Consider the following 25283-nt stretch of genomic DNA (forward strand, 5'->3'; position numbering starts at 1 on the left):
GTTCAGGCCCGGGGCAGCTGTGCTGCCTACACTAGTACCCGCCACCCGCGCCCAATGCTCCAGCCGATATCTTGATGAAACCTGCTCCATTGCTGTCGATGATCTGCCTTCTGGCTGGCGCCGCTGTGCCCGCATTTGCGCAGGAACCGGAGCAGCGCAATCGCGTGGTGATCATGGAAAACGTGCGCTACGACTACGCTCAGGTGCTCAATGTCGAGCCGGTGTTCCAGACCCTGCGTGCCAGCCGTACCGAGGAACACTGCGAGCCGGTGTCCACCCGCACGCTGGCACCGGTGCAGGTCAAGGGCGAAGAGGACAAGGGTGGGTTCCGCCGCTTCTGGGATTCGGTGCGCGGCATGTTCAGCCAACGCGAAGGGCAGGAGCAGGAAGAGGAAATGGCGCTTGCTCCGCAGGGTTCCAGTGCGTCCTCCGCGTTGCTGACCCCCGAGTGCAAGATTGTCGAGGTAGGCCGTGAGTTCCGCCGGCCTATCGCCTATGACGTGGACTACGTCTACAAGGGCATCAAGTTCCGCTCGCGTCTGCCCGAAGACCCGGGTAACCGGCTCAAGTTGAGGGTGTCGATCACCCCGGATATCGGCCAGGCACCGCCAGCGGCGACCAGCGTTCCCTGATGTTGCACCGCGACACTTGCGCCGGCCTGACCCGCGTGCGAGTATGCCCGACGATGAAAGCCACCAGCTTCCAGCACGAATCCAGCACCGCCCGGATGGCCTCCGGCATGACGTCCCGTGCCCGCCGACCGGAATCCCACATATTCGCTGGGTGACCGGAGCTTCGTGCTGTCTGTTCGGAAAACCCAGCCCAGGCTGGGTTTTTTCGTTTCTGGTTTGGCAAAAGTTTCAAACGCAATGAGCCGCGCGCATGCGCATCCGCCCACCGGCAACGGTGGATCTCCGCAATAAAGGATGGATCGATGTCTCTGAAGCACTTTTTGAACACCCAGGACTGGAGCCGCGCCGAACTTGACGCGCTGCTCACCCAGGCAGCCTTGTTCAAGCAGAACAAGCTGGGTGACGACCTGAAGGGCAAGTCGATCGCCCTGGTGTTCTTCAACCCGTCCATGCGCACCCGCACCAGCTTCGAGCTGGGGGCGTTCCAGCTGGGCGGCCACGCCGTGGTGCTGCAGCCGGGCAAGGACGCATGGCCGATCGAGTTCAACCTCGGCACGGTGATGGACGGTGATACCGAAGAGCACATTGCCGAAGTGGCCAAGGTGCTGGGGCGCTACGTCGACCTGATCGGCGTGCGCGCGTTCCCGAAGTTCGTGGACTGGAGCAAGGACCGCGAGGACCAGGTGCTGAAGAGCTTCGCCAAGTACTCGCCGGTGCCGGTCATCAACATGGAGACCATCACCCATCCCTGCCAGGAGCTGGCGCATATCCTGGCGCTGCAGGAGCACTTCGGCACCAGCGACCTGCGCGGCAAGAAGTACGTGTTGACCTGGACTTACCACCCCAAGCCGCTGAACACCGCCGTGGCCAACTCGGCGCTGACCATTGCAACTCGCATGGGCATGGACGTGACCCTGCTGTGCCCGACCCCGGATTACATCCTGGACGAGCGCTACATGGGCTGGGCCGAGCAGAACGTCGCCGAGAGCGGCGGTTCGCTGCAGGTCAGCCACGACATCCAGAGCGCCTATGCCGGCGCCGACGTGGTTTACGCCAAGAGCTGGGGCGCGCTGCCGTTCTTCGGCAACTGGGAGCCGGAAAAGCCGATCCGCGACCAGTACAAGCACTTCATCGTTGACGAAGCCAAGATGGCACTGACCAACAACGGCGTGTTCAGCCACTGCCTGCCGCTGCGCCGCAATGTGAAGGCCACCGACGGCGTGATGGATTCGCCGCAGTGCATTGCCATCAACGAGGCCGAGAATCGCCTGCATGTGCAGAAGGCGATCATGGCGGCAGTAATCGGCAAGTAACGCTCTAGCCCCTCTCCCTCCGGGAGAGGGGTTGGGGTGAGGGCAAAGCTCCTCACTCCAGATGCATCCTCATATACGCCTACCCCCTCCCCAACCCCTCCCCCGGCGGGGGAGGGGCTCAAGAACCAAAGCAGAGATTCCTTCCCCATGAGCAAAGACATCGTTCTCGCCTTCTCCGGCGGCCTCGACACCAGCTTCTGCGTGCCTTACCTGCAGGAGCGCGGCTACAACGTGCACACCGTGTTTGCCGACACCGGCGGCGTGGATGCCGACGAGCGTGACTTCATCGAAAAGCGTGCGGCCGAACTGGGCGTCACCAGCCACGTCACCGTCGACGGCGGCCCGGCCATCTGGAATGGTTTCGTCAAGCCGTTCGTATGGGCAGGCGAGGGCTACCAGGGCCAGTACCCGCTGCTGGTTTCCGACCGTTACCTGATCGTTGACGCCGCGCTCAAGCGCGCCGCCGAACTGGGCACCAACATCATCGCCCACGGCTGCACCGGCATGGGCAACGACCAGGTGCGTTTCGACCTGGCAGTGAAGGCTCAGGGCGACTACCAGATCGTTGCGCCGATCCGTGAAATCCAGAAGGAACACACCCAGACCCGCGCCTACGAGCAGAAGTACCTGGAAGCGCGTGGCTTCGGCGTGCGCGCCAAGCAGCAGGCCTACACCATCAACGAGAACCTGCTGGGCCTGACCATGTCCGGTGGCGAGATCGACAAGTGGGAAGCCCCGGGCGAGGGCGCCCGCGGCTGGTGCGCACCGCGCAGCGCATGGCCGGTGGAACCGCTGACCGTGACCCTGAAGTTCGTCGAGGGCGAAGCCGTCGCGCTGGACGGCAAGGCACTGCCGGGCGAGCAGATCCTGGCCAAGCTCAACAAGCTGTTCGCGCAGTACGGCGTGGGCCGCGGCGTCTACACCGGCGACACCGTGATCGGCCTGAAGGGCCGCATCGTGTTCGAAGCACCGGGCCTGGTTTCGCTGCTGGCCGCGCATCGTGCGCTGGAAGATGCGGTGCTGACCAAGCAGCAGAACCGCTTCAAGCCGGAAGTGGCGCGCAAGTGGGTGGAGCTGGTGTACGAAGGCTTCTACCACGACCCGCTGAAGGCCGACATCGAAGCCTTCCTGAAGTCCTCGCAGTCCAAGGTGACCGGCGAAGTGGTGCTGGAAACCCGTGGTGGCCGCGTTGACGCAGTGGCCGTGCGTTCGGAGCACATCCTCAACGCCAAGGGCGCGACCTACGCGCAGTCGGCCGACTGGGGCGTGGAAGAAGCCGAAGGCTTCATCAAGCTGTTCGGCATGAGCTCGACGCTGTACGCGCAGGTCAACCGCTAAGCGCATGACGCTCGCCGCTTGAAGCCCCTCTCCCGCCTGCGGGAGAGGGGTTGGGGTGAGGGCAGCTTTTGCTTCTGTCGTTGTTCGCTCACAAGGCAGAAGGCAAATCAAAAGCTCCCCCCATCCGCCCTTCGGGCACCTTCCCCCGCAAGCGGGAGAAGGGATGCTCCCCCGATCATTGCTGTGATGACCTGCCTGCAACCATGACCAAGCTGCTCCAATCCACCCTCGACCACCTGGAAAAGCTGGTGTCCTACGACACCCGCAATCCGCCGCGTGCCATCACCACCGGTGGCATCTTTGATTACCTGCGCGACAACCTGCCGGGCTTCAATGTCGAGGTGATCGACCACGGCGCCGGTGCGGTCAGCTTCTACGCGGTGCGCGGCACGCCGAAATACCTGTTCAACGTGCATCTGGACACCGTGCCGGACTCCCCGCACTGGTCGGCCGATCCGCATGTGATGCGTCGCCTGGACGACCGCGTGGTCGGCCTCGGCGTCTGCGACATCAAGGGCGCTGCCGCTGCGCTGGTGGCCGCTGCCAACCTGAGCGACGGCGACGCCGCCTTCCTGTTCTCCAGTGACGAAGAAGCCAACGATCCGCGCTGCATCGCCGCCTTCCTGGCGCGTGGCATCCCCTACGAAGCGGTGATCGTCGCCGAGCCGACCATGAGCGAAGCCGTGCTGGCGCACCGTGGCATCAGCTCGGTGCTGATGAAGTTCCAGGGCCGCGCCGGCCACGCCTCGGGCAAGCAGGATCCGTCCGCCAGCGCGCTGCATCAGGCGATGCGCTGGGGTGGCAAGGCGCTGGAGCACGTCGAGTCGCTGGCGCATGCGCGTTTTGGCGGCCTGACCGGCCTGCGCTTCAACATTGGTCGCGTCGAAGGTGGCATCAAGGCGAACATGATCGCGCCCGAGGCCGAACTGCGCTTTGGCTTCCGCCCGCTGCCATCGATGGATATCGACGCATTGCTGGCCACCTTCGCCGGCTTTGCCGAGCCGCAGGCTGCGCACTTTGAAGAAACCTTCCGTGGCCCCAGCCTGCCCTCCGGTGATATCGCCCGCGCCGAGGAACGCCGTCTGGCTGCGCGCGACATCGCCGACGAGCTCGGCCTGCCAATCGGCAATGCTGTGGATTTCTGGACCGAGGCCTCGCTGTTCTCGGCCGGTGGCTACACCACCATGGTGTATGGCCCGGGCGATATCGCCCAAGCCCACACCGCCGACGAGTTCGTGACGCTGGAGCAGTTGCAGCGCTACGCCGAATCGGTGCTGCAGATCCTGCAACGCGGCGCCTGAGCCGCACGTGGCCCGGTGGCCTGCCGCCGGCTCCTTTCCGCGACGCATAACGTCGCCATGTAGATACAAGTAATGTCCCCAGCCATGCAGCCGCACCGCCAGACCCGCCAGACCATCGTCCGCCTGCTTTCGAGCATGGCCAGCGCGAAGGAGATCAGCCAGTACCTCAAGCGCTTCTCGCAGCTTGATGCCAAGCGCTTTGCCGTGGTCAAGGTCGGTGGCGCGGTATTGCGCGACGATCTGGAAGCGCTGACCTCGTCGCTGTCCTTCCTGCAGGAAGTTGGCTTGACCCCGATCGTGCTGCACGGTGCCGGCCCGCAGCTCGATGCCGAATTGTCCGCTGCCGGCATCGAGAAGCAGACCATCGATGGCCTGCGCGTGACCTCGCCGGAAGCGCTGGCGATCGTGCGCAAGGTATTTCAGCAGTCCAACCTGAAACTGGTTGAAGCCCTGCAGCAGAACGGTGCGCGTGCCACCTCGATCACCGGTGGCGTATTCGAAGCCGAGTACCTGGACGTCGACACCTACGGCCTGGTCGGTGAGGTGAAGCGCGTCAACTTGGCCCCCATCGAAGCCAGCCTGCGTGCCGGCTCCATCCCGGTGATCACCAGCCTGGGCGAAACCCCGAGCGGGCAGATCCTCAACGTCAATGCAGACTTCGCCGCCAACGAGCTGGTGCAGGAACTGCAGCCGTACAAGATCATCTTCCTGACCGGCACCGGCGGCCTGCTCGACGAGGAAGGCAAGCTGATCGACTCGATCAACCTGTCCACCGAGTATGACCAGCTGATGCAGCAACCGTGGATCCACGGCGGCATGCGGGTCAAGATCGAGCAGATCAAGGACCTGCTGGACAAGCTGCCGGAAGAATCCTCGGTGTCGATCACGCGCCCGGCCGACCTGGCCAAGGAACTGTTCACCCACAAGGGCTCGGGCACCCTGGTGCGGCGCGGCGAGAAGGTGCTGAAGGCGACATCGTGGGACCAGTTGGATACCACGCGCTTGAAGTCGCTGATCGAATCCAGCTTCGGCCGCACCCTGGTGCCGGACTACTTCGAGAAGACCAAGCTGCTGCGCGCCTATGTCAGCGAGAACTACCGCACCGCGGTGATCCTCACCAACGAGGCCGAGGGCGTTTATCTGGACAAGTTCGCCGTGCTCGACGACGCCCAGGGCGAAGGGCTGGGGCGCGCGGTGTGGAACGTGATGCTGGAGGAAACCCCGCAGCTGTTCTGGCGCTCGCGCAACGGCAACCCGGTCAACCATTTCTACTATTCCGAGTCCGACGGCTGCTACAAGCTGGACCACTGGAAGGTGTTCTGGTTCGGCGCCAACGACTTCGACAGTATCAAGGGCTACGTCGCGCACTGCGGCGAGCGCAAACCGAGCCTGCAGGGATGAGCATGGATCTTGCCGCTGCCGGACACTGGGGTCAGGTGCCAGTCCTGAAGGGGCGGCACGTGACCCTGGAGCCGCTGCAGCTGGCGCATGTGCCGGCGCTGCAGCGTGCCCTGGGTGAAGGCGAGTTGGCGCGCTGCTGGTACACCAATGTGCCCACGCCCGAGCACGCCGGTCACTACGTGGTTGCCGCACTGGAAGCGCAGTCGCAGGGCAGGGTGCTGGCTTTCGTGGTCCGCGATGCCGGTGGCGAGGTGGTTGGCAGCACGCGTTTCTATGCGCTGGAAGCCGATGTGCCGCGTCTGAACATCGGCTACACCTGGTACCACCCGCGCGTGCAGCGCAGCGGTTTGAACACCGAAGCAAAGTTGCTGTTGTTGCATCACGCCTTTGAAACCCTGGGTTGCATCAGCGTGGGCTTCGAGACCAGCTGGTTCAATCAGGCTTCGCGCAACGCCATTGCCCGCCTCGGTGCGAAGCAGGATGGTGTGCTGCGCAGCCACAAGCGTCATGCCGACGGATCGCGCCGCGATACCGTGGTGTTCTCCATCATTGATACGGAATGGCCGGCGGTGAAAGCCCACCTGCAATTCCTTCTGGATTCGCATTCATGACTGACAAGAAATTCTCGGTAGGCATTGTTGGCGCACGCGGTTACACCGGTGCCGAACTGATCCGCCTGCTGGCCGCACATCCGCGCATCGAGCTGGCCTTCGTGTCCTCGCGCGAGCTGGACGGGCAGCGCGTGGCCGACCACAACAGCGCCTATACCGGCGAGCTGCGCTATGAAAGCCTCGGCCCGGACGCGGTGGCGGCCAAGGGCGTGGACGCGGTGGTGCTGGCCCTGCCCAACGGCAAGGGCGAACCGTTCGTGGCGGCGCTGGATGCGGCGGCACCGGACACGGTGATCGTCGACCTGTCGGCCGACTACCGTTTCGACAACAGCTGGTATTACGGCCTGCCGGAACTGACCCGCGCGCGCTATGCCGGGCAGAAGCGCATCAGCAACCCGGGCTGCTATGCCACTGCCATGCAGCTGGCGATCGCGCCGCTGCTGAGCCAGCTCGCCGGTCCGCCGACCTGCTTTGGCGTCTCCGGCTGGTCCGGTGCCGGCACCACGCCGTCGGACAAGAACAACCCCGAGCTGCTGCGCGACAACCTGATGCCTTACGCCTTGACCAACCACGTGCATGAGCGCGAGGTGTCGACCCAGCTCGGCGTGCCGGTGGAGTTCATGCCGCATGTGGCCCCGCATTTCCGCGGCATTACCATGACCGTCAACCTGTGGCTGCAGCAGCCGCGCAGCCGCGAAGAGATCGTCGCGCTGTACGCGCAGCGCTATGCCAACGAGCCTTTGGTTGAAATAGTGGATGAGGCGCCGTGGGTCAGCCGCATTGCCGGCAAGCATGGTGTACAGATCGGTGGCTTCACCATGGCGCCGGGCAACAAGCGCGTGGTAGTGGTGGCGACCATCGACAACCTGCTCAAGGGCGCGGCTACCCAGGCATTGCAGAACCTCAACCGGGCGTTGGGGCTGGATGAGCTGATGGCGGTTCCGTACTGATTCTGGTGGGCAGCGGCGGCTGAGAGGTTGTCCGCTTCGCGGCTTACGCCGCGCCTACATGGCTGCATTGAGAGAGATCGACATGACAAATTTGCTTTGGCAGAAGCCCGGCGTTGCGGTTGATGCGAAGATCCAGACCTTCCTGGCCGGTGACGACGTCATCCTGGACCGTGAGTTTTTCCTGCACGACATCCAGGCCAGCACCGCACACGCCGAGGGCCTGCAGCACATCGGCATCCTCAGCGCCGACGAGTTGGGCGCGCTCAAGCGCGAGCTGGCCATCCTGGCCGAGGATTTCCGCAGTGGCAGCTTCGTGCTGGACGAGCAGTACGAGGATTGCCATTCGGCCATCGAGGCACGCCTGACCGAGCGTCTTGGCGATGCCGGCCGCAAGATCCATACCGGCCGCAGCCGCAACGATCAGATCCTGGTCGCCACGCGTCTGTGGCTGAAGGACAAGCTGGAGCGTGTGGCGCAGATCAGCGCCGAAGTTGCCAAGGTCGCCTTGGATCGTGCTGCGGCCGAAACGCTGCAGCCGCTGCCGGGCTACACGCATATCCAGCGCGCCGTGGTGTCCTCGGCGGGCATGTGGTGGGCCGGCTGGGCCGAGGCCTTCATCGACAATGCCATTCGTGCCCGTGACACCCGCGCGCTGATCGACACCAACCCGCTGGGTACGGCAGCTGGTTATGGCGTCAACCTGCCGCTGGACCGCGAGCACACCACCAGGGCGCTGGCATTCTCGCGCATGCAGATCAGCCCGATCTACGCGCAGCTTTCGCGCGGCAAGTTCGAGCTGGCCGCATTGGAAGCCTTGGGTGGGGCGACACTGGACCTGCGTCGTATCGCCTGGGACCTGTCGCTGTTCACCACCGGTGAGTTCGCCTTCGTGGCGCTGCCGGCGCAGTACACCACCGGCAGCTCGATCATGCCGAACAAGCGCAACCCGGATGTGATCGAGTTGATGCGTGCCACCCATGCCAGCGTTGCCGCCGCGCGTACCGAGATCGAGCAGCTGCTGTCGCTGCCGTCCGGCTACCAGCGTGACCTGCAGAACTCCAAGGGCGCCATCGTGCACGGCTTTGGCCGTGGCCTTGCCGCGCTGGAACTGCTGCCGGCCTTGTTGTCGAATCTGGATTGGCGCGATGACAACATCCGCGCAGCGATTGATTCGGGCATGTATGCGACCGACGTTGCGGTGGAAGCCGCAGTGGCGGGTGTGCCGTTCCGTGATGCGTACAAGGCCGCAGCGGCGGCATCGGATACGGCAGGGCAGGGGCGTACACCCGAGGGCAGCCTGGCGGCACGCGTGTCGCCCGGTGCGGCCGCGGATCTACGACTGGAAGAGCTTGGTGCGCGCTGGAGCGCGTTGCAGGGCTGATGTTCTGATGCGGGCGCCGGATGGCGCCCGTATTGGTTTTGCCCGGCTCTTGCTGTGGCTTTGGCTTTGGCTGTGGCTTTGGCTGTGGCTGTGGCTGTGGCTTTGGCTTTGGCTGTGGCTGTCCCTTCTCCCGCCTGCGGGAGAAGGTGCCCAAAGGGCGGATGAGGGGGGGGCTTTTGATTTTTCGCTTAGCTAGAAGCTTGCCCTCACCCCAACCCCTCTCCCGCAGGCGGGAGAGGGGCTTAAGCCAAAGCCAAAGCCAAAGCCAAAGCCAAAGCAAGTTCCATGCGAAAGCAATCGCACCACCTTCCGCTTCGGCGTGGTGTCATACGCAGCTAAAGGAGAATTCAATGAAGCTCTACCTGGTATTGGCAATGCGGAAGCCGTCGTTCGACGACGCGGTAATTGCGCCGCACAAAGCCTTTCTCGATGCACTCAGCGGCAAGGACCAGCTGCACCTGACCGGTGGCTTCAGCGACGGTACCGGCGGCGCCTACGTGCTGAAGAACGTCGACACCCTCGAAGCCGCCAAGGCCATCGTCGCCAGCGACCCTTTGGCCATCCAGGGCAGCTCCGAGCTGACCATCCACGAGTGGAACACCCGCTGATCCCATGATCCAGACGTCGTTCTCTCCGTTCACCGAACAAACACTGCCGCAATGGCGCCGCGCCGTCCTCAAGGTCGGCAGTAGTCTGCTGGCGGCCGATGGTGGCGGCTTGACCCCGCGCTTCGCGCTCGGGCTGGCGCAGTTCGTGTCGGCCAATGTGCTGGCCGGGCGCGAAGTGGTGATCGTCTCCTCCGGCGCAGTTGCTGCAGGCCGCGCCATCGTTCCCAAGGCTGCCGAGGCCGGTGCAGCCATGGCCGCGCGGCAGGCGCTGGCTGCGCTGGGGCAGGCGCAGCTGATCGCCTTGTGGCAGCGCTTCTTCGAGCGCCCGGTGGCGCAGGTGCTGCTGACCCACGACGACCTGCGCAACCGCCGCCGCTATCTCAATGCGCGCGCAACGCTCAATGAGTTGCTGGCACTGGGCGCCTTGCCGGTGATCAACGAGAACGACACCGTATCGGTGGATGAGCTCAAGCTTGGTGACAACGACAACCTCGCCGCCATCGTCGCTGCACTGGTCGATGCCGATGCCTTGTTCATCGCCACCGACATCGACGGGTTGTACACCGCCGACCCGCGCAGCAATCCCGATGCGCAACCGATCAACGAGGTCGCCGAATTGACCCCGGACGTCCTTGCAATGGCCGGCGGCAGCGGCAGCGCGGTAGGCACCGGCGGCATGCAGACCAAACTGCAGGCCGCTGCCAAGGCTGGCGCAGCCGGCATCGACACCTTCCTGTTCAATGGCCGCAGCGCCGACGTGGTGCGCGGGTTGGCACAGGGGCGCTTGTACGGCACCCGCCTGCATGCCGGGCAGTCACGTATTGCCGCGCGCAAGTATTGGCTGAAACATGCGCCGCTGGAGCCGGGTGCGATCCTGATCGACGCCGGCGCGGCACGCGCATTGCGTGACAAGGGCGCCTCGCTGCTGCCAGGGGGCGTGGTGGGTGCGGAGGGCGAGTTCCGCCGTGGTGACATGGTGGAGGTGCGGCTGTTCGATGCGCGGGGCCAGCAACAGGTGGCGCGCGGCGTCAGCCAGTACTCGGCAGTCGATATCCGCCGCATCAGCCAGCACCACACCCGTGAGATCGAATCCATCCTTGGCTACAACTACGGCGACAACGTGGTCCACCGCGACGACCTGGTGTTGCTGTGAGTTTTCCTTTGATCATCGGCAGGACAGAACATGAGTGATATCCGCACCCTTGCATTGCAGTGCCGCGATGCCGCGCAGCAACTGGGCCTGCTTTCCAGTCAGGCCCGCAGCGCGCTGCTGAAGTCGATGGCTGCTGCGCTGGAAGCCGATGCAGGCAGCATCCTCGCCGCCAACGCGCGTGACCTGCAGGCGGCACGCGACAAGGGGGTGGGCTCGGCGATGCTGGATCGGCTGGCCTTGAACCCGGAACGTCTGCGCGGTGTGGCCGATGCGCTGCGCGAAGTCGCTGCCTTGCCGGATCCGGTGGGCGAGGTGACCCGGGACTACGACCGCCCCAATGGCATCCGTGTGCAGAAGGTACGGGTGCCGTTGGGCGTGATCGCGATGATCTACGAGGCACGCCCGAACGTGACTGCCGATGCCGCAGCGCTGTGCATCAAGGCCGGCAACGGCGTGATCCTGCGCGGTGGCTCGGAGGCCATCCATTCCAATACGGCGATTGCTGCCAGCCTCAAGCGTGCGTTGCGCGAGGCCGGCTTGCCTGATGCGGCACTCACGCTGGTCGAAGACCTGCGCCGCGAGACCATGTTGGAGCTGCTGCAGCTCAACGACCTTATCGACCTGGCTATTCCGCGCGGCGGCGAAGGGCTGATCCGCTTTGTCGCCGAACACGCGCGCGTGCCGGTAATCAAGCATTACAAGGGCGTCTGCCACCTGTTTGTCGATGACAGCGCTGACCTGCAGTTGGCAGTGGACCTGCTGGTGGATGGCAAAACCTCGCGCCCGGCGGCCTGCAATTCGCTGGAGACCTTGCTGGTGCATGAGGCCATCGCGCCACGCTTCCTGCCGCTGGCCGCGGCCGCGCTGCGCGAGAGGGGTGTCGAACTGCGCGGTGATGCAGCCAGCCAGGCGCTGCTGCCCGGCATCGCCGCGGCCACCGAGGAGGACTACGCGGCCGAATACCTGGACCTGATCCTGGCTATCCGCGTGGTGCCGGACATGCAGGCGGCCATCGCCCATATCCAGGCCTATACCTCCGACCATACCGAGGTGATCGCCACCGGCGATCCCGCCCATGGCGAAGCCTTCGTGCGTACACTGCGCTCGGCGGTGGTCATGGTCAATGCTTCTTCGCGCTTCTCCGACGGCGGCGAACTGGGGCTGGGCGCGGAGATCGGCATTTCCACCACGCGCCTGCATTCCTACGGGCCGATGGGGCTGGAGGCACTCACGGTGGAGCGCTTCGTGGTGCGCGGCGAAGGCCAGGTCAGGCATCCGCTGAAGTAACAGTAGAGGACCGCCATCGTGGCCTCGTAGCCCGGGTAAGCGCAGCGCACCCGGGAGCACATGGCGTTGGTAGCTGCAGGCCTTCGATCGTTGCAATCCCCGGGTGCGCTGCGCTTACCCGGGCTACGTTGCTTGCGCGAATACGAAAAAGCCGCCGATTCACATCGGCGGCTTTCCTGTATCAACGGCAGCTCACTTCCAGTGGTCTTCCAATTGCTGTGGTTTGCAGGCAAACCAGGCGCCGGTCAGCAGCACGCCGGAACATACGGCGAGGAAGGCGAACGACCAGGTCCAGCCGTTGCTCAGGCCATGCAGCCAGCCAAACAGCAGCGGGCCCAGGCTGGCCAGGCTGTAACCCACGCCCTGCATGAAGCCGGACAGCGCCGCCGAGCCGGCCTGGCTGCGGGTGCGCAGGTTGATCAGGGTAAGGCCGAGCGGGAAGGTGGACGGGCCCAGGCCGGCGATCACCGCCCACAGCAAGGGTGCGCTCATCGGTGCCCACAGCAGGCCGGCGAAGGCGATCATGTTCAGCACGAACACCATCACCGCGATCGGGAACGGGTTGCGCATGCGCACCGCCAGGGCGGGCACCAGCAGCGAGGGCAGCAGGCCGATGGCCGAATACACCGCCACCATCACGCCGCCGAAGGATTCACTGGCGCCGGCTTCCACCATCACCTTCGGCAACCAGGTGAACAGGGAATACGTACCCAGCGAGGTCATGCCGAACATCAGCGCCATGCCCCAGCCGAGTTGCGTCTTCCAGACGCGGCCAGCGGCGTGCTCGGCGTTGGTGGTGGTTGTTGCTTCCGCGCGTGGGGCGCTGCGTGCCAGCAGGATCCACGGCAGCAACGCGGCCAGCGACAGCAGTGACCACATGCCCAGCGAGATGCGCCAATCGAACTGATCAGCCACCGGTACCGCCAGCAGCGCAGGCACCATGGTGCCGGCCTGCAATACGGTGATGTAGATGGTGCTCAAGGTGCCGACGCGGTCGGCGAAATAGCGCTTTACCAGCGGCGGCACCACCACGTTGCCCATGCCCATGCCGGCCAGGGCGATGGCTGAGCCCAGCAGCAGCATGCCGACATTGCCGGAGAAGGCGCGCAACAGCAGGCCGATGGTAGCCAGCACCATGGTCAGTACTGCCGTGCGCTCCAGGCCGATGGCGCGGGTGATACGTGGCGTGGCCAGGCCGAACACGGCGAAGGCGGCGGTCGGCATCATGCCGAGCACACCGGTCATGGTGCTGCCGAAATCGAAGATGTGGCCAAGCCGGTCCAGCAGTGGCGTCAGCGAGGTGACCGCGCTGCGCAGGTTGGCCGAGACCAGCACGATGGCGATGAATGCCAGCAGGCGGCCCTTGAGCAGGGGGTGCCGGGGAAGAGGCTGGGCGGACGTGGACATTGCTTACTCCGACGCGGTGGGTGGCGTCGTTTGAAACCCACCAAAAACAAAAGCCGACCAGAGGCCGGCTTTTGTCAAATTGGTCGGGGAGACAGGATTCGAACCTGCGACCTCTACGTCCCGAACGTAGCGCTCTACCAGACTGAGCTACACCCCGAAGGAGCCGCCTATGATAGCGGTGAACCTCGTGCCCTGCAAGTTCTTTTGTTCAGCCAGCGCTGCCTGCAAGGCGGGGTGCGTTGGCTGCCGGTAATCATGTACCGGCGAATAAAAAGCCTGGACAACGTTGCCGTTGTTCCAGGCTAGTTTCGACCCTTTGGTCGGGGAGACAGGATTCGAACCTGCGACCTCTACGTCCCGAACGTAGCGCTCTACCAGACTGAGCTACACCCCGCGAAGGGAGCCGGAAAGATACGCTCAGTCCGGCGTTTTGGCAATACCTTCACGCAGTTTTTCAGCGCTTTGCATCGATCTTGTTTGCTTCGCGCGCTTCAAACCACATGCCGTTTAGGATGGCGACCGTCGCAGCGAGGCCAGCACCCAGAATCCAAGCGAAATACCACATGAGTTGTCTCCTTGATGTTGTCGTTGCGGATCAGTAGGCGTTCGGGTTTTCACCCATTTCTTCCAGCGTGGTCTTGCCCTTCAGTACGCGGTACACCCAGGTGGTGTAGGCGATGATGATCGGCAGGAAGATCACGGTGGCCAGCAGCATCACCCACAGGGTCAGGTGGCTGGAGGAGCCGTCCCACACCGTCAGGCTGGAGCCTGGCTGGGTGGAGGAAGGCAGCAGGAACGGGAAGATCGCAAAGCCAACGGTGAAGATGATGCCGGCAATGGAGGCACCGGAGGCGATGAAGGCCAGGCCGCCACGGCGCTTGCGCAACAACACCGCACTGGCCAGTGCACCCAGCAGGCCCACCACCGGCGCCAGGATCGTGGCCGGCATGGTGCTGTAGTTGTGCAGCCAGCCGCCGGCCTGCGAGAACTCAGCCGTCTTCAACAGCGGGTTGCTGGCACCATCGGTAACCACCTGCGAGGTGATCTGGTAACCCGGCAGGCCGAAGGCAACCCAGGCACCGGCAAGGGCGAACAGTACGAACGAGGCGATGGCGGCGATGCTGCCGATCTTTGCCGAACGCTCAGCGACCGGACCGCTGGTCTTGAGCACCAGCATGGCTGCACCGTGCGACACCAGCATCGCCACACTGACCAGGCCAGCCAGCAGGGCGAACGGGGTCAACAGGCCGAGCAGGTTGCCGGTGTAGAACACGCGCTGGGTGTCATCGAAGTGGTACGGCACGCCAAGCAGCACGTTGCCAACCGCCACGCCCATGATCAGCGCCGGGATGAAGCCGCCGATGAACAGCGCCTTGTCCCAGTTGTTGCGCCAGCGCTGGCTGGGCATCTTGCCGCGGTACTTGAAGCCGACCGGGCGCAGGATCAGGGCGAACAGGATCAGGAACATCGCCAGGTAGAAGCCGGAGAAGCTCACCGCATACAGCGGCGGCCAGGCGGCGAAGATCGCGCCGCCACCGAGCACCAGCCACACCTGGTTGCCTTCCCAAACCGGGCCGATGGTGTTGATCACCAGGCGGCGCTCTTCATCGGTCTTGGCCACGAACGGCAGCAAGGTGCCAACGCCGAGGTCGAAACCGTCCATCACCGCAAAGCCGATCAGCAGCACGCCCAGCAGCAGCCACCAGATCACGCGTAGCGTCGTGTAGTCCAGAAGAATGAATTCCATGTGTGTTCTCCTGCCTTATGCCTGGCCGTTGCCGGCGGCATTGGCGTGGTTGGTTGCGACGGCCGACTGCTGCAGCGAGGGCAGGATGTCGTCCGGGCCCTTGCGGATGGCCTTGAGCATCAGCTTGACTTCGATGACCAGCAGCACCGTGTACAGCGCGGTGAAGCCGACCAGCGTTGCCAGGATTTCGTAGACGGCCAGGCCCGAGGCGGCATAGAACGTCGGCAGCACACCATCAACAGCCCACGGCTGGCGGCCGTACTCGGCGATGAACCAACCGCATTCGATGGCGATCCACGGTGCCGGCAGCGACCACAGGGCAACCCGCAGGAAGGTGCGCTTGTCCTCGAAGTTGTTGCGGCAGGAGTAGTAGAAGGCCAGGGCGAAGAAGCCAATCATGTAGATGCCGAGGCCGACCATGACGCGGAAGGTCCAGAACAGCGGGCCAACCGTCGGCACCGTATCCAGCGCAGCCTGTGCAATCTGCTCGGGGGTGGCGTTCTCGATGTCGTCGCGGTAACGCTTCAGCAGCAGGCCGTGGCCCAGATCCTGCCAATGACGGTCAAAGACCTCGCGGGCTTCAACGTCGTTCTTGTCGGCGCGGATGCGTTCCAGTGCGGCGTAGGCGATCTGCCCCCCCTTGACGCGACCTTCGGCCTGCTTGACCAGGTCCAGGATGCCCGGGATCTCCTCATCCAGCGAGCGGGTGGCGATCAGGCCCATCACGTACGGGATCTGCACTTCGAAGTCGTTGCGCTGTTCCTGCTGGTTCGGGATACCGAATGCAGTGAACGGTGCCGGAGCCGGATGGGTATGCCACATGCCTTCGATGGCAGCCAGCTTCATCTTCTGGTTTTCGGCCGTGGCGTAACCGGACTCATCACCCAGCACGGCAACCGAGATCGATGCCAGCAGGCCGAAGGCCGAGGCCACCGCGAACGAGCGACGGGCAATTTCGCGATGCTTGCCGCGCAGCATGAAGAACGCCGAGATCGACATCACGAACATCGCGCCAGCCACATAACCGGCCGAGACGGTATGCACGAACTTGGCCTGGGCCACCGGGTTCAGCAGCACGGCGGCGAAATCCACCACCTCCATGCGCATCGTTTCCGGGTTGAACACCGCACCCACGGGGTACTGCATCCAGCCGTTGGCGATCAGGATCCACAGTGCCGACAGGTTGGTGCCCAGCGCCATCAACCAGGTCACGGTCAAATGCTGCACCTTGGACAGGCGGCCCCAGCCGAAGAAGAACAGACCGATGAAGGTCGCCTCCAGGAAGAACGCCATCAGGCCCTCGATGGCCAGCGGTGCGCCGAAGATGTCACCCACATAGTGGCTGTAATAGGACCAGTTCATGCCGAACTGGAACTCCATCACGATACCGGTACCCACACCCATGGCGAAGTTGATGCCGAACAGCACGCCCCAGAACAGGGTCATGCGGCGCCAGACATCCTTGCCGGTCATCACATAGACGCTCTCCATGATCGCGATCATGAAAGAGAGCCCCAGCGTGAGCGGGACGAAAATGAAGTGGTACATCGCGGTCAGCGCGAACTGTAGACGTGACAGTTCTACGACTGTTGAGTCGATCATGGCCTGGCTACCTCGTGGGAATTGGGCGTCATGGAGTGGCTGGGAGGGGTTCTATGGCAGCGATACTCCCCGTTCAGGCCTGCCAATGCCTTGATCTGGATCAATGTGGGCTGGCTGTCCAACGCCGATCGTGCAGGGCCGGCAGGCGGGGTACGGCTTGCTTACAATCACGTAGATCTCCTTCACCTGAGTTGTCAGTCTTGAGCGAAGTTCCACATTCCAACGCGGTGCAGCAGCAACGCCGCGTACAGCAGCAGTGGCTGGCGGCGCTGGCGTCCGGGGCCCGGTCACAGCAGCGTTTGGCGGCCTTGGCCGTCTGTACTTCAGGTGCGCTGCTGATCGTGCAGGCTGGGGCCATTGCCTGGTTGATCCAGAGCATAGTCGTGGAAGGACTGAATTGGGTACAGGTAATTCACGGTTTCTGGATATTGGCGGCGGTGCTGGTGCTGCGCAGCCTGCTCGGCGGGGTCGCGCAGACCGCCGCCGGCAAGGTCGCCGACAGCGCCAAACTGGCCCTGCGCGAGCAGGTCTACCGGCGTTTGCTGGCACGCGGACCGCTGTGGCTGCGCCGCCAGCGCACGGGTGAACTGGGCGAGCTGCTGCTGTCGCATGGCGATGCCATCGAGGGCTATTACGCCGGATTCCAGCCGGTGCGGGTGGAAGTGGTGGTGGTGCCGCTGCTGATTGCCGCCGCCGTGGCCTATGTGGACTGGGTGGTGGCGCTGATCTTCATCTTCACCGCGCCGCTGGTGCCGTTCTTCATGATGCTGGTGGGCTGGGGCGCCGAGGCCGCCGGCCGCGCCCAGCTCGGGGAGCTGGCGCGGATGAGTGGCCACTTTGCCGATCGCATCAAGGGTCTGGGCCTGCTGCGCCTGTACGGGCGGGGTCGGGCCGAGCTGGAAGGGGTTGCCGCCGCCGCTGATGGCGTGCGCGAACGCACCATGAAGGTGCTGCGCATCGCCTTCCTGTCCTCCACCGTGCTGGAATTCTTCGCCTCGGTCAGCGTGGCGATGGTGGCCCTGTACCTGGGTTTGAGCTATCTGGGGTTGATGTCCTTGCACTCGGTGGTGCCGACCTTGGGCACCGGCATGTTCTGCCTGCTGCTGGCGCCGGAGTTCTACGCGCCGCTGCGGCGCCTGGCCGCGCACTACCACGACCGTGCCAATGCGTTGGCGGCAGCGGCCGAAGTCGAGCGCCTGCTGGCTGACGATCAGGATGCTGCTGCGGCAACTTCCGTCGCTGCGTCCCTGGTAGCGACGGAGCCGGCGCAGTTGCACGCGCCGCTGGTGTCGGTGCGCAATGTCGTGCTGCGCCCCCAAGGCGCCACCCACGATGTGTTGAAGGATTTTTCGCTGGAGATCGGCGACGGTCAGCGCCTGGCCCTGATCGGCCCCAGTGGCAGTGGAAAAAGCACCTTGCTGGAAGCCCTGGCCGGCTGGCTGCCGCCGCGCGAAGGTCGCATCGTGCTTCGGGACGGCGTGCGCATCGGCTACGCAGGCCAGCGTCCCTATCTGTTCCACGGCTCGATTGCCGACAACCTGCGCATGGCCGACCCGGCAGTAAGCGCTGCGCGCCTGCAGGCGGTGGCTGAAGTGGCCCAGGTGATGCGCTTTGCCCAGCATCTGCCCTTGGGCTTGAATACGGTGATCGGTGAGCGTGGCTTTGGTCTGTCTGGCGGTGAAGCGCGGCGGATTGGACTGGCGCGGCTATTGCTGCTGGAGCCGGATCTGTTCCTGCTCGACGAACCCACCGCCTTCCTTGATCCGCAGACCGAGGGGGACCTGCTGCAGGCCCTGGCCGCGCATACGCGTGGTCGCACGGTGCTGATGGCCACCCATAGCGAGGCGGCGATGCGCTGGGCCGACAAGATCGTCGATCTGCAGGGCAGCGTGCAGGTTGCAGTGCAGGGAGCGCGCGCATGAGCCCGCAGACGATGCGTGATGTATTCAAGCGCCACCGCTGGCGGCTGGCGTTGGCGACGGTGCTGCTGTTCACCACCATGCTGGCCGGGATTGGCCTGCTGGGTTTGTCCGGTGGCTTCCTCACCGCCGCAGCGTTGGCCGGTGCCTTGGGCATGGGCGGCACTTTCAACTTCTTCTCGCCGTCGGCCGGTATCCGCGCCTTGACGATGGCGCGCATCGTCTCGCGCTACTTCGAAAAGCTCGTAGGCCACGATGCGACCTTGCGGATTGCGCGTGACCTGCGCGTGTGGTTCTTCCAGCGTGCATTGCCGTTGGCGCCTGCCCGATTGGGAAGCAGTCGTACCGGTGAGTTGCTGGCACGGCTGATCACCGATATCGGCGAAGTCGACGGCTTGATGGTGCGGGCGATCAGTCCCTTGCTGGCCTTGGCGGGCGCCGCCCTGGCGAGTGTGGTCGCGGCCGGATTCATTTACTGGCCGGCGGCACTGTTGTTACTGGTGCTCGCGGTGTTGGTGGGAATTGGCGTTCCGGTGTTCGCGGTGCGCCGTGGCGACGCGGTCGAGGCCGAGCGCGCGCAGCAGCGCGCCAGCCTGCGTACTTTGGCGTTTGAAGGCCTGGAAGGCGCGGCTGATCTCACCGCCCTGGATGCCCGCGATGATTGGGCGCTGCGTGTGGATGCAGCGGCGCAGCAGTTGGCGCGCAGCGATCAACGACGTCGTGGCCGTCTTATCGGTGGCAACGTGCTGCATTCGGCACTGGCTGGGCTTGGCCTGTTGGCGATGCTGTGGTTGGCCTTGACGGCGTTCCAGGCTGGCAAGGTGGAGGCGCCATTCGCCGCAACGCTGGTGTTCCTCACCGTTGCCCTGCTGGAGGTCGCAGCAGGCAGTGGCATTGCCTGGCAGGCCCTGCAGTCGGCGCGGGTCGCCGGCACGCGTCTGCGGCAGATTGTTGATCAGGCGCCAGCCGTGCAGGACCCGGCCCAGTCCCGCGCCGTGGCTGCGGATGCCGCCGCGGTTGTGTTCGAGCAGGTGGTGTTTTCCTGGCCTGGCGAGACGCGGCGTCTGCTGGATGGCGTGGATCTGCAGCTGGCGCCGGGTGAGCGCATCGCCATCCGTGGCGACAGCGGCTGCGGCAAGACGACCTTGTCCGCCCTGCTGCTGCGGCTATGGGACCCGCAGCAGGGGGCAGTGCGCTTCGGTGGTGTCGATCTGCGTGAGTTCGCCCAGGATGATTGGTATCGGCAGATTGCCTGGTTGCCACAAGGGGCACCGGTATTTGCCGGCAGCATTGCGGAGAATCTGCGCTTGGGTGATCCGCAGGCCGGCGACGACGCCTTGTGGGCGGTACTGGCGCAGGTGCGCTTGAGCGATTGGGCGCAGCAACAAGGCGGGCTCGCCGCATGGGTGGGTGAGAACGGTGCCACCATGTCTGCGGGTCAGGCGCGGCGTTTGGCCTTGGCGCGTGCCTTGCTGCGCAACGCGCCAATCATGGTGCTGGACGAGCCGACCGAAGGCCTGGACGTGGATACCGCGCATGCGCTGCTGCTCGATCTGGCGGCGGCGCTGGGGCAGCGCAGCCTGTTGATGATCACCCATGATCGACTGCCTGAAGGTGTGGTGCAGCGCGAGTACCGGTTGCAGCAGGGGCGCTTGACTCAGCAATAGCGAGCTTTGAGCCGGGCTATGCCCGGCTTTGGAAACCTCCGGGTTGCGACGAACAAGCGTGCGTCGTCAGCTGCGTTTGTTTCTACGCAAGCGCTTGAAACCATAGGCGACAAGGCTGGCAACAGGTACGGTGATCATCGGCCCGAACAGGAAGGCCAGGCCATCCTGTGCATCGCGATGGCCGGTCACATCCCATACAAAGCGCAGGCCAATATAGGGGGCGAGCAGGCCGCCGAGCAGGGCGGCGAACAGCACGGCAAGCCAGGTTCGCCGGCACACGGCGCCGGCCGCCAAGCCCAGGCCGATGCTGGCTGCTGTTGCGACAAGCCAGAAGGTCATGCTGGGCTCCTGTTACTCGGGCTGAGGGCGGGGTTGGACATCGTTGCGATTCATTGCATGGGCTGACGGATGATGGTTTTCCACTTCTCCGGTGCTGCTCTTCTGATGTCGCTCAGGTAGATCTCATGGTGCTTGCCGCGCAATGCGGATCGCTCGCCGATGAAAGCATGCAGGCGCTGGATCGCCGGTCCTTCATCGGTGAAGGGGCCGACATGCAGCAGCTGCGCACATCGTCCTTCGTGAAATGTCTCGAAGCGCAGCTTTGACAGGCCAGGCAGAGACTTCTTCTGCAAGGCGTTGACCGCGGACTCCACGTCCTGCCGGCACACCTCCGAAGGTTGCATGATCATCATGGTCCACAGCCACCGCTGCTTCTCATCGCGCTGGAACGCCGCCATGTCATCGGCCCACCACAGTCCCTCCAGCGGCATCACGGCGTAGTCCATCCGCCCGGCTTTCCTGAGTGCGAACTTGATGGTGTAGGCGACGGAGAACAGCGCTTCCACGGCATCCCCGTACTCCTGCGCGGTGTTCGGATTGCCAGCGCCATCGATCATCAGGAAGTTGAAGGCAGGCACGTCGACCTCGGCAATGGCCTTGGCCGAGGGCTGGTAGAGCTGCTTCAGCTGGCGCTTGAGATCGATCTTGTCCACGGGCACGTCCGAATCGGCTGGTACTGGGCGATGGAGAGGATGGGGCAGTCCCTAGCGGCTGCTTCCATCCACGTAGGGGCGCGACTGCAGGATGAGTATGTCATCGCCAACCACTGCCCATTCGATGTCCTGATCAACTCCGCCCAACGCCTGCTTGGTGCGGCTGCCAACCGCTGCCAGCCTCGCGATCAGGGCATCGGTCAACACCTGGCGGGAGCCGGTCAGCGCCACTTCGCGGACACCGCCGCTGGCATTGGCGACCAGTTGGGTGTCCTCCGCGGAACGGCTGAGCACCTGCACGGCCTTGGACCAGTTCGAGTACATCACCTGCTCGGCCTGCCGCTTGCCTTCCACCACGCGGATGCCGAGGCCGCGCTTGGCCGAGATATAGGTGATATGGCGACGTGCTGCATCAAATGGATCGCGGGTGATCATCACCCCGGAACTGTCCGAGGGCGCGGCCAGCTGCACCAGTACCGCCATCGCCACTGCGTCCTGGCCCAAACCAGCAGCGCGGCGTGCTTCGTAGGCCTCGAAGTTGTAGACCGACGCCCATACCGTCTGCACGGCCCGCACCAGCGCATCGGTGCCGACGACATTGGGCACCGTCGTGTACAGGCCGGCGCCGCTGAAGTTGGGCAGGTCCTCGGAGTTGGAGGAGCTGCGCACGAATACGCCACGGCCCTGCAGCTGGCTCTGCCACTGCGATTGCAGGCTGCGCGCCAGCGCAGGGTCCGGCACGGCGTTGGCGATCTCGGCACGCAGTGCGGTGAGGGCAGTGCGGCGGACATTGGCATCGGTGGCGAAACCCGGCTGCTGCTGTAGTGCGGCCAGTCGCTCGTTTATGCGCAGCTTCTGCATCGCCGATTGGTACTGCGAGAAGGGAACGCAGAATCCGTCGGGAACGCGGGCCGAAGGCGGCAGCGCGGATCTGAGGGTGCCCAGATTCGCCGCTTTGACGCCGCAATGATTGCTGTCCCTGGCGCGCAATGCCGAAAGCGGCTTCAGCGTGGTGACCGACAGGTCGGGCCGCGGCAGATTGCGCACCCCGGCTTGCGTGGTTCCGGGAGGCGTGCGGGTTGGGCGCAGGGCTGGTCGCACCTTGTAATCGTTGTTTGTGACTTCCAGCTCGATCCATTGTCCGTCGTAGACGCGCAATGCAGCCTGCGCGTCGCGGACATAGACGTTGGGGATACGCCACCCCTTGGCCAGCAGGTTGACGTGCGACAACAGCGTCGATGGGCGCTGGGTAACAAGGCCGGCAACCGGTGGCAGCGAGATCGGAACCTCGTCCAGTACCACGATGTCCTGCGGCGACAGGTCGCTTGCCTGTTCGATCGAGCGGACTATGCGCAGGCGGCCACTGGCGATACCCGTGTTCAAGGGCAGGAAGGATTGCTCGCGCAGCAGTGCTTCCTGGGTGGTGAAGGGCAGGCCGGCGGAGCGGGCGGTCTGTTCGTGCAACGTGGAATTGGTCTTGAAGCGGATCGCCTCGTAGAACGATCCCCGTACCAGCTGATCGGTCTGCCTGAGCAGTGCCGGTGTCAGCTGGTCGCCTTCCCAGAACTCGTAGGTATAGCCGGGCAGATCGCGCTGCCAGCTTACGGTGCCGAACAGGAAACGCCGCTGCGGGTCCTTGTACTGCGCGTTGAGGGTGGCCTTGTCCAGTTGTGGCAGCAGCCGTTCGCGGCGCACGAAGTTCTCGTGCAGTTCGTAGCGTGGCGTATTGATGTAATAGATACGGGCCGGGTCACGGCGGTCGATGGTGAAGATCAGGTGCGGCATTTCCAGCGCCGTGCCGGGGTTGTAAATCCGCGCCAGGCGCATGAAATCGTCACGGCTGGCGATGCGCGCCAACTGCGCCGGGGCTTGGGCATTGTCGATGGCAGCTGCGGTGGTGCCCTGTCTGACCTCATAGGACGACGGCTTGCGTGCGGTTTGCGCCAGCGCGTTCGGCATCGCAGCGAGGAGGACGGCGCTGAGGGCGACAAGATGCAGGTAAGCGAGGCGGAGTGCGGATTTCAAAATGGCTCGATCCATGATGCCGTGCTGGAGCTGGGGAGCGCAGATGATAAGCGACCGCCATCTGCACGGCTCGGCTACTCAGCCAGGCCATGATCGGTCCTTGGGCTGGAAGTCGCGGAATCCTTTGGCATGGTCAGCGACTCCTGGCCCAGAGAAAGCGTTGCACCTTCAAGCCTGAGGATGCTGTGGCTGCTTTTGGTGGCTCGGCCGGAGTTCCCGGGTGCGCTGCGCTTAGCCGGGCTGCGCTGGCATTGCGGCTGCGTGCTTAGTGGGGAAGGCTTAGTCTGCCACTGGCAAGGAGCCAGATTGCGGTGACATTGAGCACGACCGTCAGCCAGAACATGGCCTGGAAACTGGACTTGCTGGTCTTGTGGCGGAACAGCCCCTGGCCGATCAGCGCGCCCGGCCAGCCCCCGAGCAGGGAGATCAGGTGCAAGGTGTTTTCGGGCGTGCGCTGCTCACCGCGTGCAGCTGCGCCCTTGTCGTGGAGATAGAAGCCCAGCGCTAAGACGCTCATCCCGCCAATCACCGGCAAGGTCCATTCGGGTATCAACTTGGCAATCCATAGTCCCAGTATGCAGAGCAGGGCGCATGCACCCAGCAGGACGTGCGGCAGGCGCGCGGTAAACGGAGGACGCTTTGGCTTGGAAGTGACGGTTTTGGTGGCGCTTGCCGAGCGCACCGCGATGGCATTGAAGCGGCCGCGTTCGTCCCTGCGCAGCGCATAGCTGATCAGCATGCCGTCAGTCGGACGTTGCGTGCGCTGCTCGAAGGCTTTGATATGGACGAAGGCGCGGTCACCACCGCCGTTCGGAATCACGAATCCGAAGCCCTTGTCATCGTTCCAATCCTGCAGCCGGCCTTGATAGCGCATCGAGCTTGCCCTTGTTTGTTGCCGCCATTGCAGCGCAAACATGAGCGGCTGTGAAGCCCTGCACCGGGTCTGCTTTTGTGGGAACGGCGTAAGCCGCGAAGCTGGCAATGCTGAGACCCCATGTGCGTGTGCCATCTGATGATGTATGTGCTTCGCGGCTTACGCCGGTCCTACAAGGAATGATTGCTTTGATCAGCGATCATCTCGTACCCGCAGGAAACGCGGAAAGCGGGGCAGGCCGTGCACGGTCAGGCCGTTGTAGCGATAGGTCACCTGACTGCCGATCGGCGGTGGATCGGCACGCTGCGCATCACTCAGGCCGCTGCCGAGGCGGAACTGTGCACCGCTGTCGGCACGCACGAGCAGCGCGCCGACCATGCCGGCATACTTGCCCTTGCCTGGTACATGGCCGATCACGCGTGCTTCGGCATCGTCGTACGGTTTGAGTTTGAACAAGCCAGCGCTACGGCCGTCGCTGTAGCGGTTGTCCTGGTGATGCAGCATCAGGCCTTCGCCGCCAGCCTGGACGATGCTGCGCAGGTGTCGGTGCAGGCTTTCGGTATCTGGCAGACGGCGTTGCTCTATGGCGAGCAGATAGGGGTTGGCTTGATTGGCGATGATCCGGCTGAGCTGGGCATGGCGCCGGGCGAAGCCAGCGGTGGCATGGGGTAGATCGAAGGCCATGAAACGGAGCTTGCGCCACTGCTGCTCATCGGCTGGGCTGCTGCGGATGAGCCCGCTGGTGGCTTCGAACTGACCGCGTGCCATCCATAATTCGCCGTCGATCGCCTGCTTGGGCCAGCCCTGGGTAAACCATGCCGGCGTCGGTATGCGGTGACCGGCGCGGGTCCAGAGCGCGTGACCGTCCCAGCGTGCGCGCACGCCGTCGAGTTTCTCGCTGACCAGATAGAGGGATACATCCGGCCCGTCCTGCCAACTGCTGGCCAGCATCAACGGTGGCGCGGCGGCGGGTGCGGCGGCGAGCGAACCGCAGAGCAAGAGCAGCAGAAACAGCAACAGGCGCGACATGGCTGACCTCCGGTTGTCGGAGGCTTCAGGGTGCTGTGCGCAGTGG

22 protein-coding genes and 2 tRNA genes are annotated in these 25283 nt (G+C 64.3%); 13 read left to right on the forward strand and 11 right to left on the reverse strand.

What is annotated here, in order from left to right; genetic code table 11:
- Nucleotides 1–74: 74 nt before the first annotated feature.
- The 11 genes from RT131_RS01560 (at nt 75) to RT131_RS01610 (ending at nt 11975) form a co-directional block, all read left to right on the forward strand.
- Nucleotides 75–632: a hypothetical protein gene (locus RT131_RS01560; RefSeq protein WP_313169645.1), complete on the forward strand. Its 558-nt coding sequence runs from the start codon at nt 75–77 to the stop codon at nt 630–632.
- 302 nt (nt 633–934) lie between these two features.
- Nucleotides 935–1945 carry an N-acetylornithine carbamoyltransferase gene (locus RT131_RS01565; RefSeq protein ID WP_293713989.1) on the forward strand — a complete coding sequence of 337 codons (1011 nt, stop codon included), beginning with the start codon at nt 935–937 and terminating at the stop codon, nt 1943–1945.
- A gap of 147 nt (nt 1946–2092) precedes the next feature.
- The gene (locus RT131_RS01570; protein WP_313169647.1) at nt 2093–3283 is read left to right on the forward strand and encodes an argininosuccinate synthase; all 1191 of its coding nucleotides are present in this window, start codon (nt 2093–2095) and stop codon (nt 3281–3283) included.
- A 203-nt stretch (nt 3284–3486) separates the two neighbouring features.
- A complete protein-coding gene (locus RT131_RS01575) occupies nt 3487–4584 on the forward strand; it encodes an acetylornithine deacetylase (protein ID WP_312371734.1) in 1098 nt (365 codons plus the stop codon).
- 72 nt (nt 4585–4656) lie between these two features.
- Nucleotides 4657–5985 (forward strand): acetylglutamate kinase, encoded by a 1329-nt coding sequence (locus RT131_RS01580; RefSeq protein ID WP_313169649.1) that lies wholly within the window; start codon nt 4657–4659, stop codon nt 5983–5985.
- Between the two features lie 2 nt (nt 5986–5987).
- A complete protein-coding gene (locus tag RT131_RS01585) occupies nt 5988–6596 on the forward strand; it encodes a GNAT family N-acetyltransferase (protein ID WP_313170204.1) in 609 nt (202 codons plus the stop codon).
- Nucleotides 6593–7546: an N-acetyl-gamma-glutamyl-phosphate reductase gene (argC, locus tag RT131_RS01590; RefSeq protein WP_313169651.1), complete on the forward strand. Its 954-nt coding sequence runs from the start codon at nt 6593–6595 to the stop codon at nt 7544–7546. The genes RT131_RS01585 and argC overlap by 4 nt, the downstream gene beginning before the upstream one ends.
- Before the next feature lie 82 nt (nt 7547–7628).
- Nucleotides 7629–8927, forward strand: a complete 1299-nt coding sequence (locus tag RT131_RS01595; protein ID WP_313169653.1) for an argininosuccinate lyase — start codon at nt 7629–7631, stop codon at nt 8925–8927.
- 350 nt (nt 8928–9277) lie between these two features.
- Nucleotides 9278–9535: a YciI family protein gene (locus RT131_RS01600; protein ID WP_313169654.1), complete on the forward strand. Its 258-nt coding sequence runs from the start codon at nt 9278–9280 to the stop codon at nt 9533–9535.
- Between the two features lie 4 nt (nt 9536–9539).
- Nucleotides 9540–10688, forward strand: a complete 1149-nt coding sequence (gene proB, locus RT131_RS01605) for a glutamate 5-kinase (RefSeq protein ID WP_313169655.1) — start codon at nt 9540–9542, stop codon at nt 10686–10688.
- A gap of 30 nt (nt 10689–10718) precedes the next feature.
- Nucleotides 10719–11975 carry a glutamate-5-semialdehyde dehydrogenase gene (locus tag RT131_RS01610; RefSeq protein ID WP_313169657.1) on the forward strand — a complete coding sequence of 419 codons (1257 nt, stop codon included), beginning with the start codon at nt 10719–10721 and terminating at the stop codon, nt 11973–11975.
- A 192-nt stretch (nt 11976–12167) separates the two neighbouring features.
- Here the strand turns inward: RT131_RS01610 and RT131_RS01615 are convergent, their stop codons facing one another.
- From RT131_RS01615 to RT131_RS01640, 6 genes are all read right to left on the reverse strand, one after another.
- The gene (locus RT131_RS01615) at nt 12168–13382 is read right to left on the reverse strand and encodes an MFS transporter (protein ID WP_313169659.1); all 1215 of its coding nucleotides are present in this window, start codon (nt 13380–13382) and stop codon (nt 12168–12170) included.
- Nucleotides 13383–13462: 80 nt separating this feature from the next.
- Nucleotides 13463–13539: transfer RNA gene (locus RT131_RS01620), tRNA-Pro, on the reverse strand.
- Between the two features lie 160 nt (nt 13540–13699).
- A tRNA-Pro gene (locus RT131_RS01625) sits at nt 13700–13776 on the reverse strand.
- A gap of 60 nt (nt 13777–13836) precedes the next feature.
- A complete protein-coding gene (gene cydX / locus RT131_RS01630) occupies nt 13837–13947 on the reverse strand; it encodes a cytochrome bd-I oxidase subunit CydX (RefSeq protein WP_282269734.1) in 111 nt (36 codons plus the stop codon).
- A gap of 30 nt (nt 13948–13977) precedes the next feature.
- On the reverse strand, nt 13978–15129 hold the full coding sequence (cydB, locus tag RT131_RS01635; protein ID WP_313169661.1) for a cytochrome d ubiquinol oxidase subunit II: 1152 nt from the start codon (nt 15127–15129) through the stop codon (nt 13978–13980).
- Nucleotides 15130–15144: 15 nt separating this feature from the next.
- Nucleotides 15145–16731 carry a cytochrome ubiquinol oxidase subunit I gene (locus RT131_RS01640; RefSeq protein ID WP_313169663.1) on the reverse strand — a complete coding sequence of 529 codons (1587 nt, stop codon included), beginning with the start codon at nt 16729–16731 and terminating at the stop codon, nt 15145–15147.
- Nucleotides 16732–16931: 200 nt separating this feature from the next.
- Here RT131_RS01640 and cydD point away from each other — a divergent pair, with 200 nt between their 5' ends.
- The gene (cydD, locus tag RT131_RS01645; RefSeq protein WP_313169665.1) at nt 16932–18653 is read left to right on the forward strand and encodes a thiol reductant ABC exporter subunit CydD; all 1722 of its coding nucleotides are present in this window, start codon (nt 16932–16934) and stop codon (nt 18651–18653) included.
- The gene (cydC, locus tag RT131_RS01650) at nt 18650–20317 is read left to right on the forward strand and encodes a thiol reductant ABC exporter subunit CydC (protein WP_313169667.1); all 1668 of its coding nucleotides are present in this window, start codon (nt 18650–18652) and stop codon (nt 20315–20317) included. Before cydD ends, cydC begins: the two co-directional genes overlap by 4 nt.
- Nucleotides 20318–20383: 66 nt before the next feature.
- On the opposite strand, the gene RT131_RS01655 is transcribed toward cydC, so the two are convergent.
- From RT131_RS01655 to RT131_RS01675, 5 genes are all read right to left on the reverse strand, one after another.
- Nucleotides 20384–20656: a hypothetical protein gene (locus RT131_RS01655; protein ID WP_313169669.1), complete on the reverse strand. Its 273-nt coding sequence runs from the start codon at nt 20654–20656 to the stop codon at nt 20384–20386.
- A gap of 50 nt (nt 20657–20706) precedes the next feature.
- Complete coding sequence (locus RT131_RS01660) at nt 20707–21309, reverse strand: GyrI-like domain-containing protein (protein WP_313169671.1); 603 nt, start codon at nt 21307–21309, stop codon at nt 20707–20709.
- A 51-nt stretch (nt 21310–21360) separates the two neighbouring features.
- Complete coding sequence (locus RT131_RS01665) at nt 21361–23349, reverse strand: PEP/pyruvate-binding domain-containing protein (RefSeq protein WP_313169672.1); 1989 nt, start codon at nt 23347–23349, stop codon at nt 21361–21363.
- 250 nt (nt 23350–23599) lie between these two features.
- Nucleotides 23600–24250, reverse strand: a complete 651-nt coding sequence (locus RT131_RS01670; protein ID WP_313169674.1) for a cold shock and DUF1294 domain-containing protein — start codon at nt 24248–24250, stop codon at nt 23600–23602.
- Between the two features lie 150 nt (nt 24251–24400).
- On the reverse strand, nt 24401–25237 hold the full coding sequence (locus RT131_RS01675) for a DNA ligase (RefSeq protein ID WP_313169676.1): 837 nt from the start codon (nt 25235–25237) through the stop codon (nt 24401–24403).
- Between the last annotated feature and the right edge of the window lie 46 nt (nt 25238–25283).

It is taken from the genome of Stenotrophomonas sp. (assembly GCF_032066555.1).
Classification (GTDB): Bacteria; Pseudomonadota; Gammaproteobacteria; order Xanthomonadales; family Xanthomonadaceae; genus Stenotrophomonas.

What these genes read in the sequence shown, in the direction of transcription:
- RT131_RS01560 (WP_313169645.1), top strand. Translation starts at nt 75, where the DNA reads ATGAAACCTGCTCCATTGCTGTCGATGATCTGCCTTCTGGCTGGCGCC.
- RT131_RS01565 (WP_293713989.1), top strand. Translation starts at nt 935, where the DNA reads ATGTCTCTGAAGCACTTTTTGAACACCCAGGACTGGAGCCGCGCCGAA.
- RT131_RS01570 (WP_313169647.1), top strand. Translation starts at nt 2,093, where the DNA reads ATGAGCAAAGACATCGTTCTCGCCTTCTCCGGCGGCCTCGACACCAGC.
- RT131_RS01575 (WP_312371734.1), top strand. Translation starts at nt 3,487, where the DNA reads ATGACCAAGCTGCTCCAATCCACCCTCGACCACCTGGAAAAGCTGGTG.
- RT131_RS01580 (WP_313169649.1), top strand. Translation starts at nt 4,657, where the DNA reads ATGTCCCCAGCCATGCAGCCGCACCGCCAGACCCGCCAGACCATCGTC.
- RT131_RS01585 (WP_313170204.1), top strand. Translation starts at nt 5,988, where the DNA reads ATGGATCTTGCCGCTGCCGGACACTGGGGTCAGGTGCCAGTCCTGAAG.
- argC (WP_313169651.1), top strand. Translation starts at nt 6,593, where the DNA reads ATGACTGACAAGAAATTCTCGGTAGGCATTGTTGGCGCACGCGGTTAC.
- RT131_RS01595 (WP_313169653.1), top strand. Translation starts at nt 7,629, where the DNA reads ATGACAAATTTGCTTTGGCAGAAGCCCGGCGTTGCGGTTGATGCGAAG.
- RT131_RS01600 (WP_313169654.1), top strand. Translation starts at nt 9,278, where the DNA reads ATGAAGCTCTACCTGGTATTGGCAATGCGGAAGCCGTCGTTCGACGAC.
- proB (WP_313169655.1), top strand. Translation starts at nt 9,540, where the DNA reads ATGATCCAGACGTCGTTCTCTCCGTTCACCGAACAAACACTGCCGCAA.
- RT131_RS01610 (WP_313169657.1), top strand. Translation starts at nt 10,719, where the DNA reads ATGAGTGATATCCGCACCCTTGCATTGCAGTGCCGCGATGCCGCGCAG.
- RT131_RS01615 (WP_313169659.1), bottom strand. Translation starts at nt 13,382, where the DNA reads ATGTCCACGTCCGCCCAGCCTCTTCCCCGGCACCCCCTGCTCAAGGGC.
- cydX (WP_282269734.1), bottom strand. Translation starts at nt 13,947, where the DNA reads ATGTGGTATTTCGCTTGGATTCTGGGTGCTGGCCTCGCTGCGACGGTC.
- cydB (WP_313169661.1), bottom strand. Translation starts at nt 15,129, where the DNA reads ATGGAATTCATTCTTCTGGACTACACGACGCTACGCGTGATCTGGTGG.
- RT131_RS01640 (WP_313169663.1), bottom strand. Translation starts at nt 16,731, where the DNA reads ATGATCGACTCAACAGTCGTAGAACTGTCACGTCTACAGTTCGCGCTG.
- cydC (WP_313169667.1), top strand. Translation starts at nt 18,650, where the DNA reads ATGAGCCCGCAGACGATGCGTGATGTATTCAAGCGCCACCGCTGGCGG.
- RT131_RS01655 (WP_313169669.1), bottom strand. Translation starts at nt 20,656, where the DNA reads ATGACCTTCTGGCTTGTCGCAACAGCAGCCAGCATCGGCCTGGGCTTG.
- RT131_RS01665 (WP_313169672.1), bottom strand. Translation starts at nt 23,349, where the DNA reads ATGGATCGAGCCATTTTGAAATCCGCACTCCGCCTCGCTTACCTGCAT.
- RT131_RS01670 (WP_313169674.1), bottom strand. Translation starts at nt 24,250, where the DNA reads ATGTTTGCGCTGCAATGGCGGCAACAAACAAGGGCAAGCTCGATGCGC.
- RT131_RS01675 (WP_313169676.1), bottom strand. Translation starts at nt 25,237, where the DNA reads ATGTCGCGCCTGTTGCTGTTTCTGCTGCTCTTGCTCTGCGGTTCGCTC.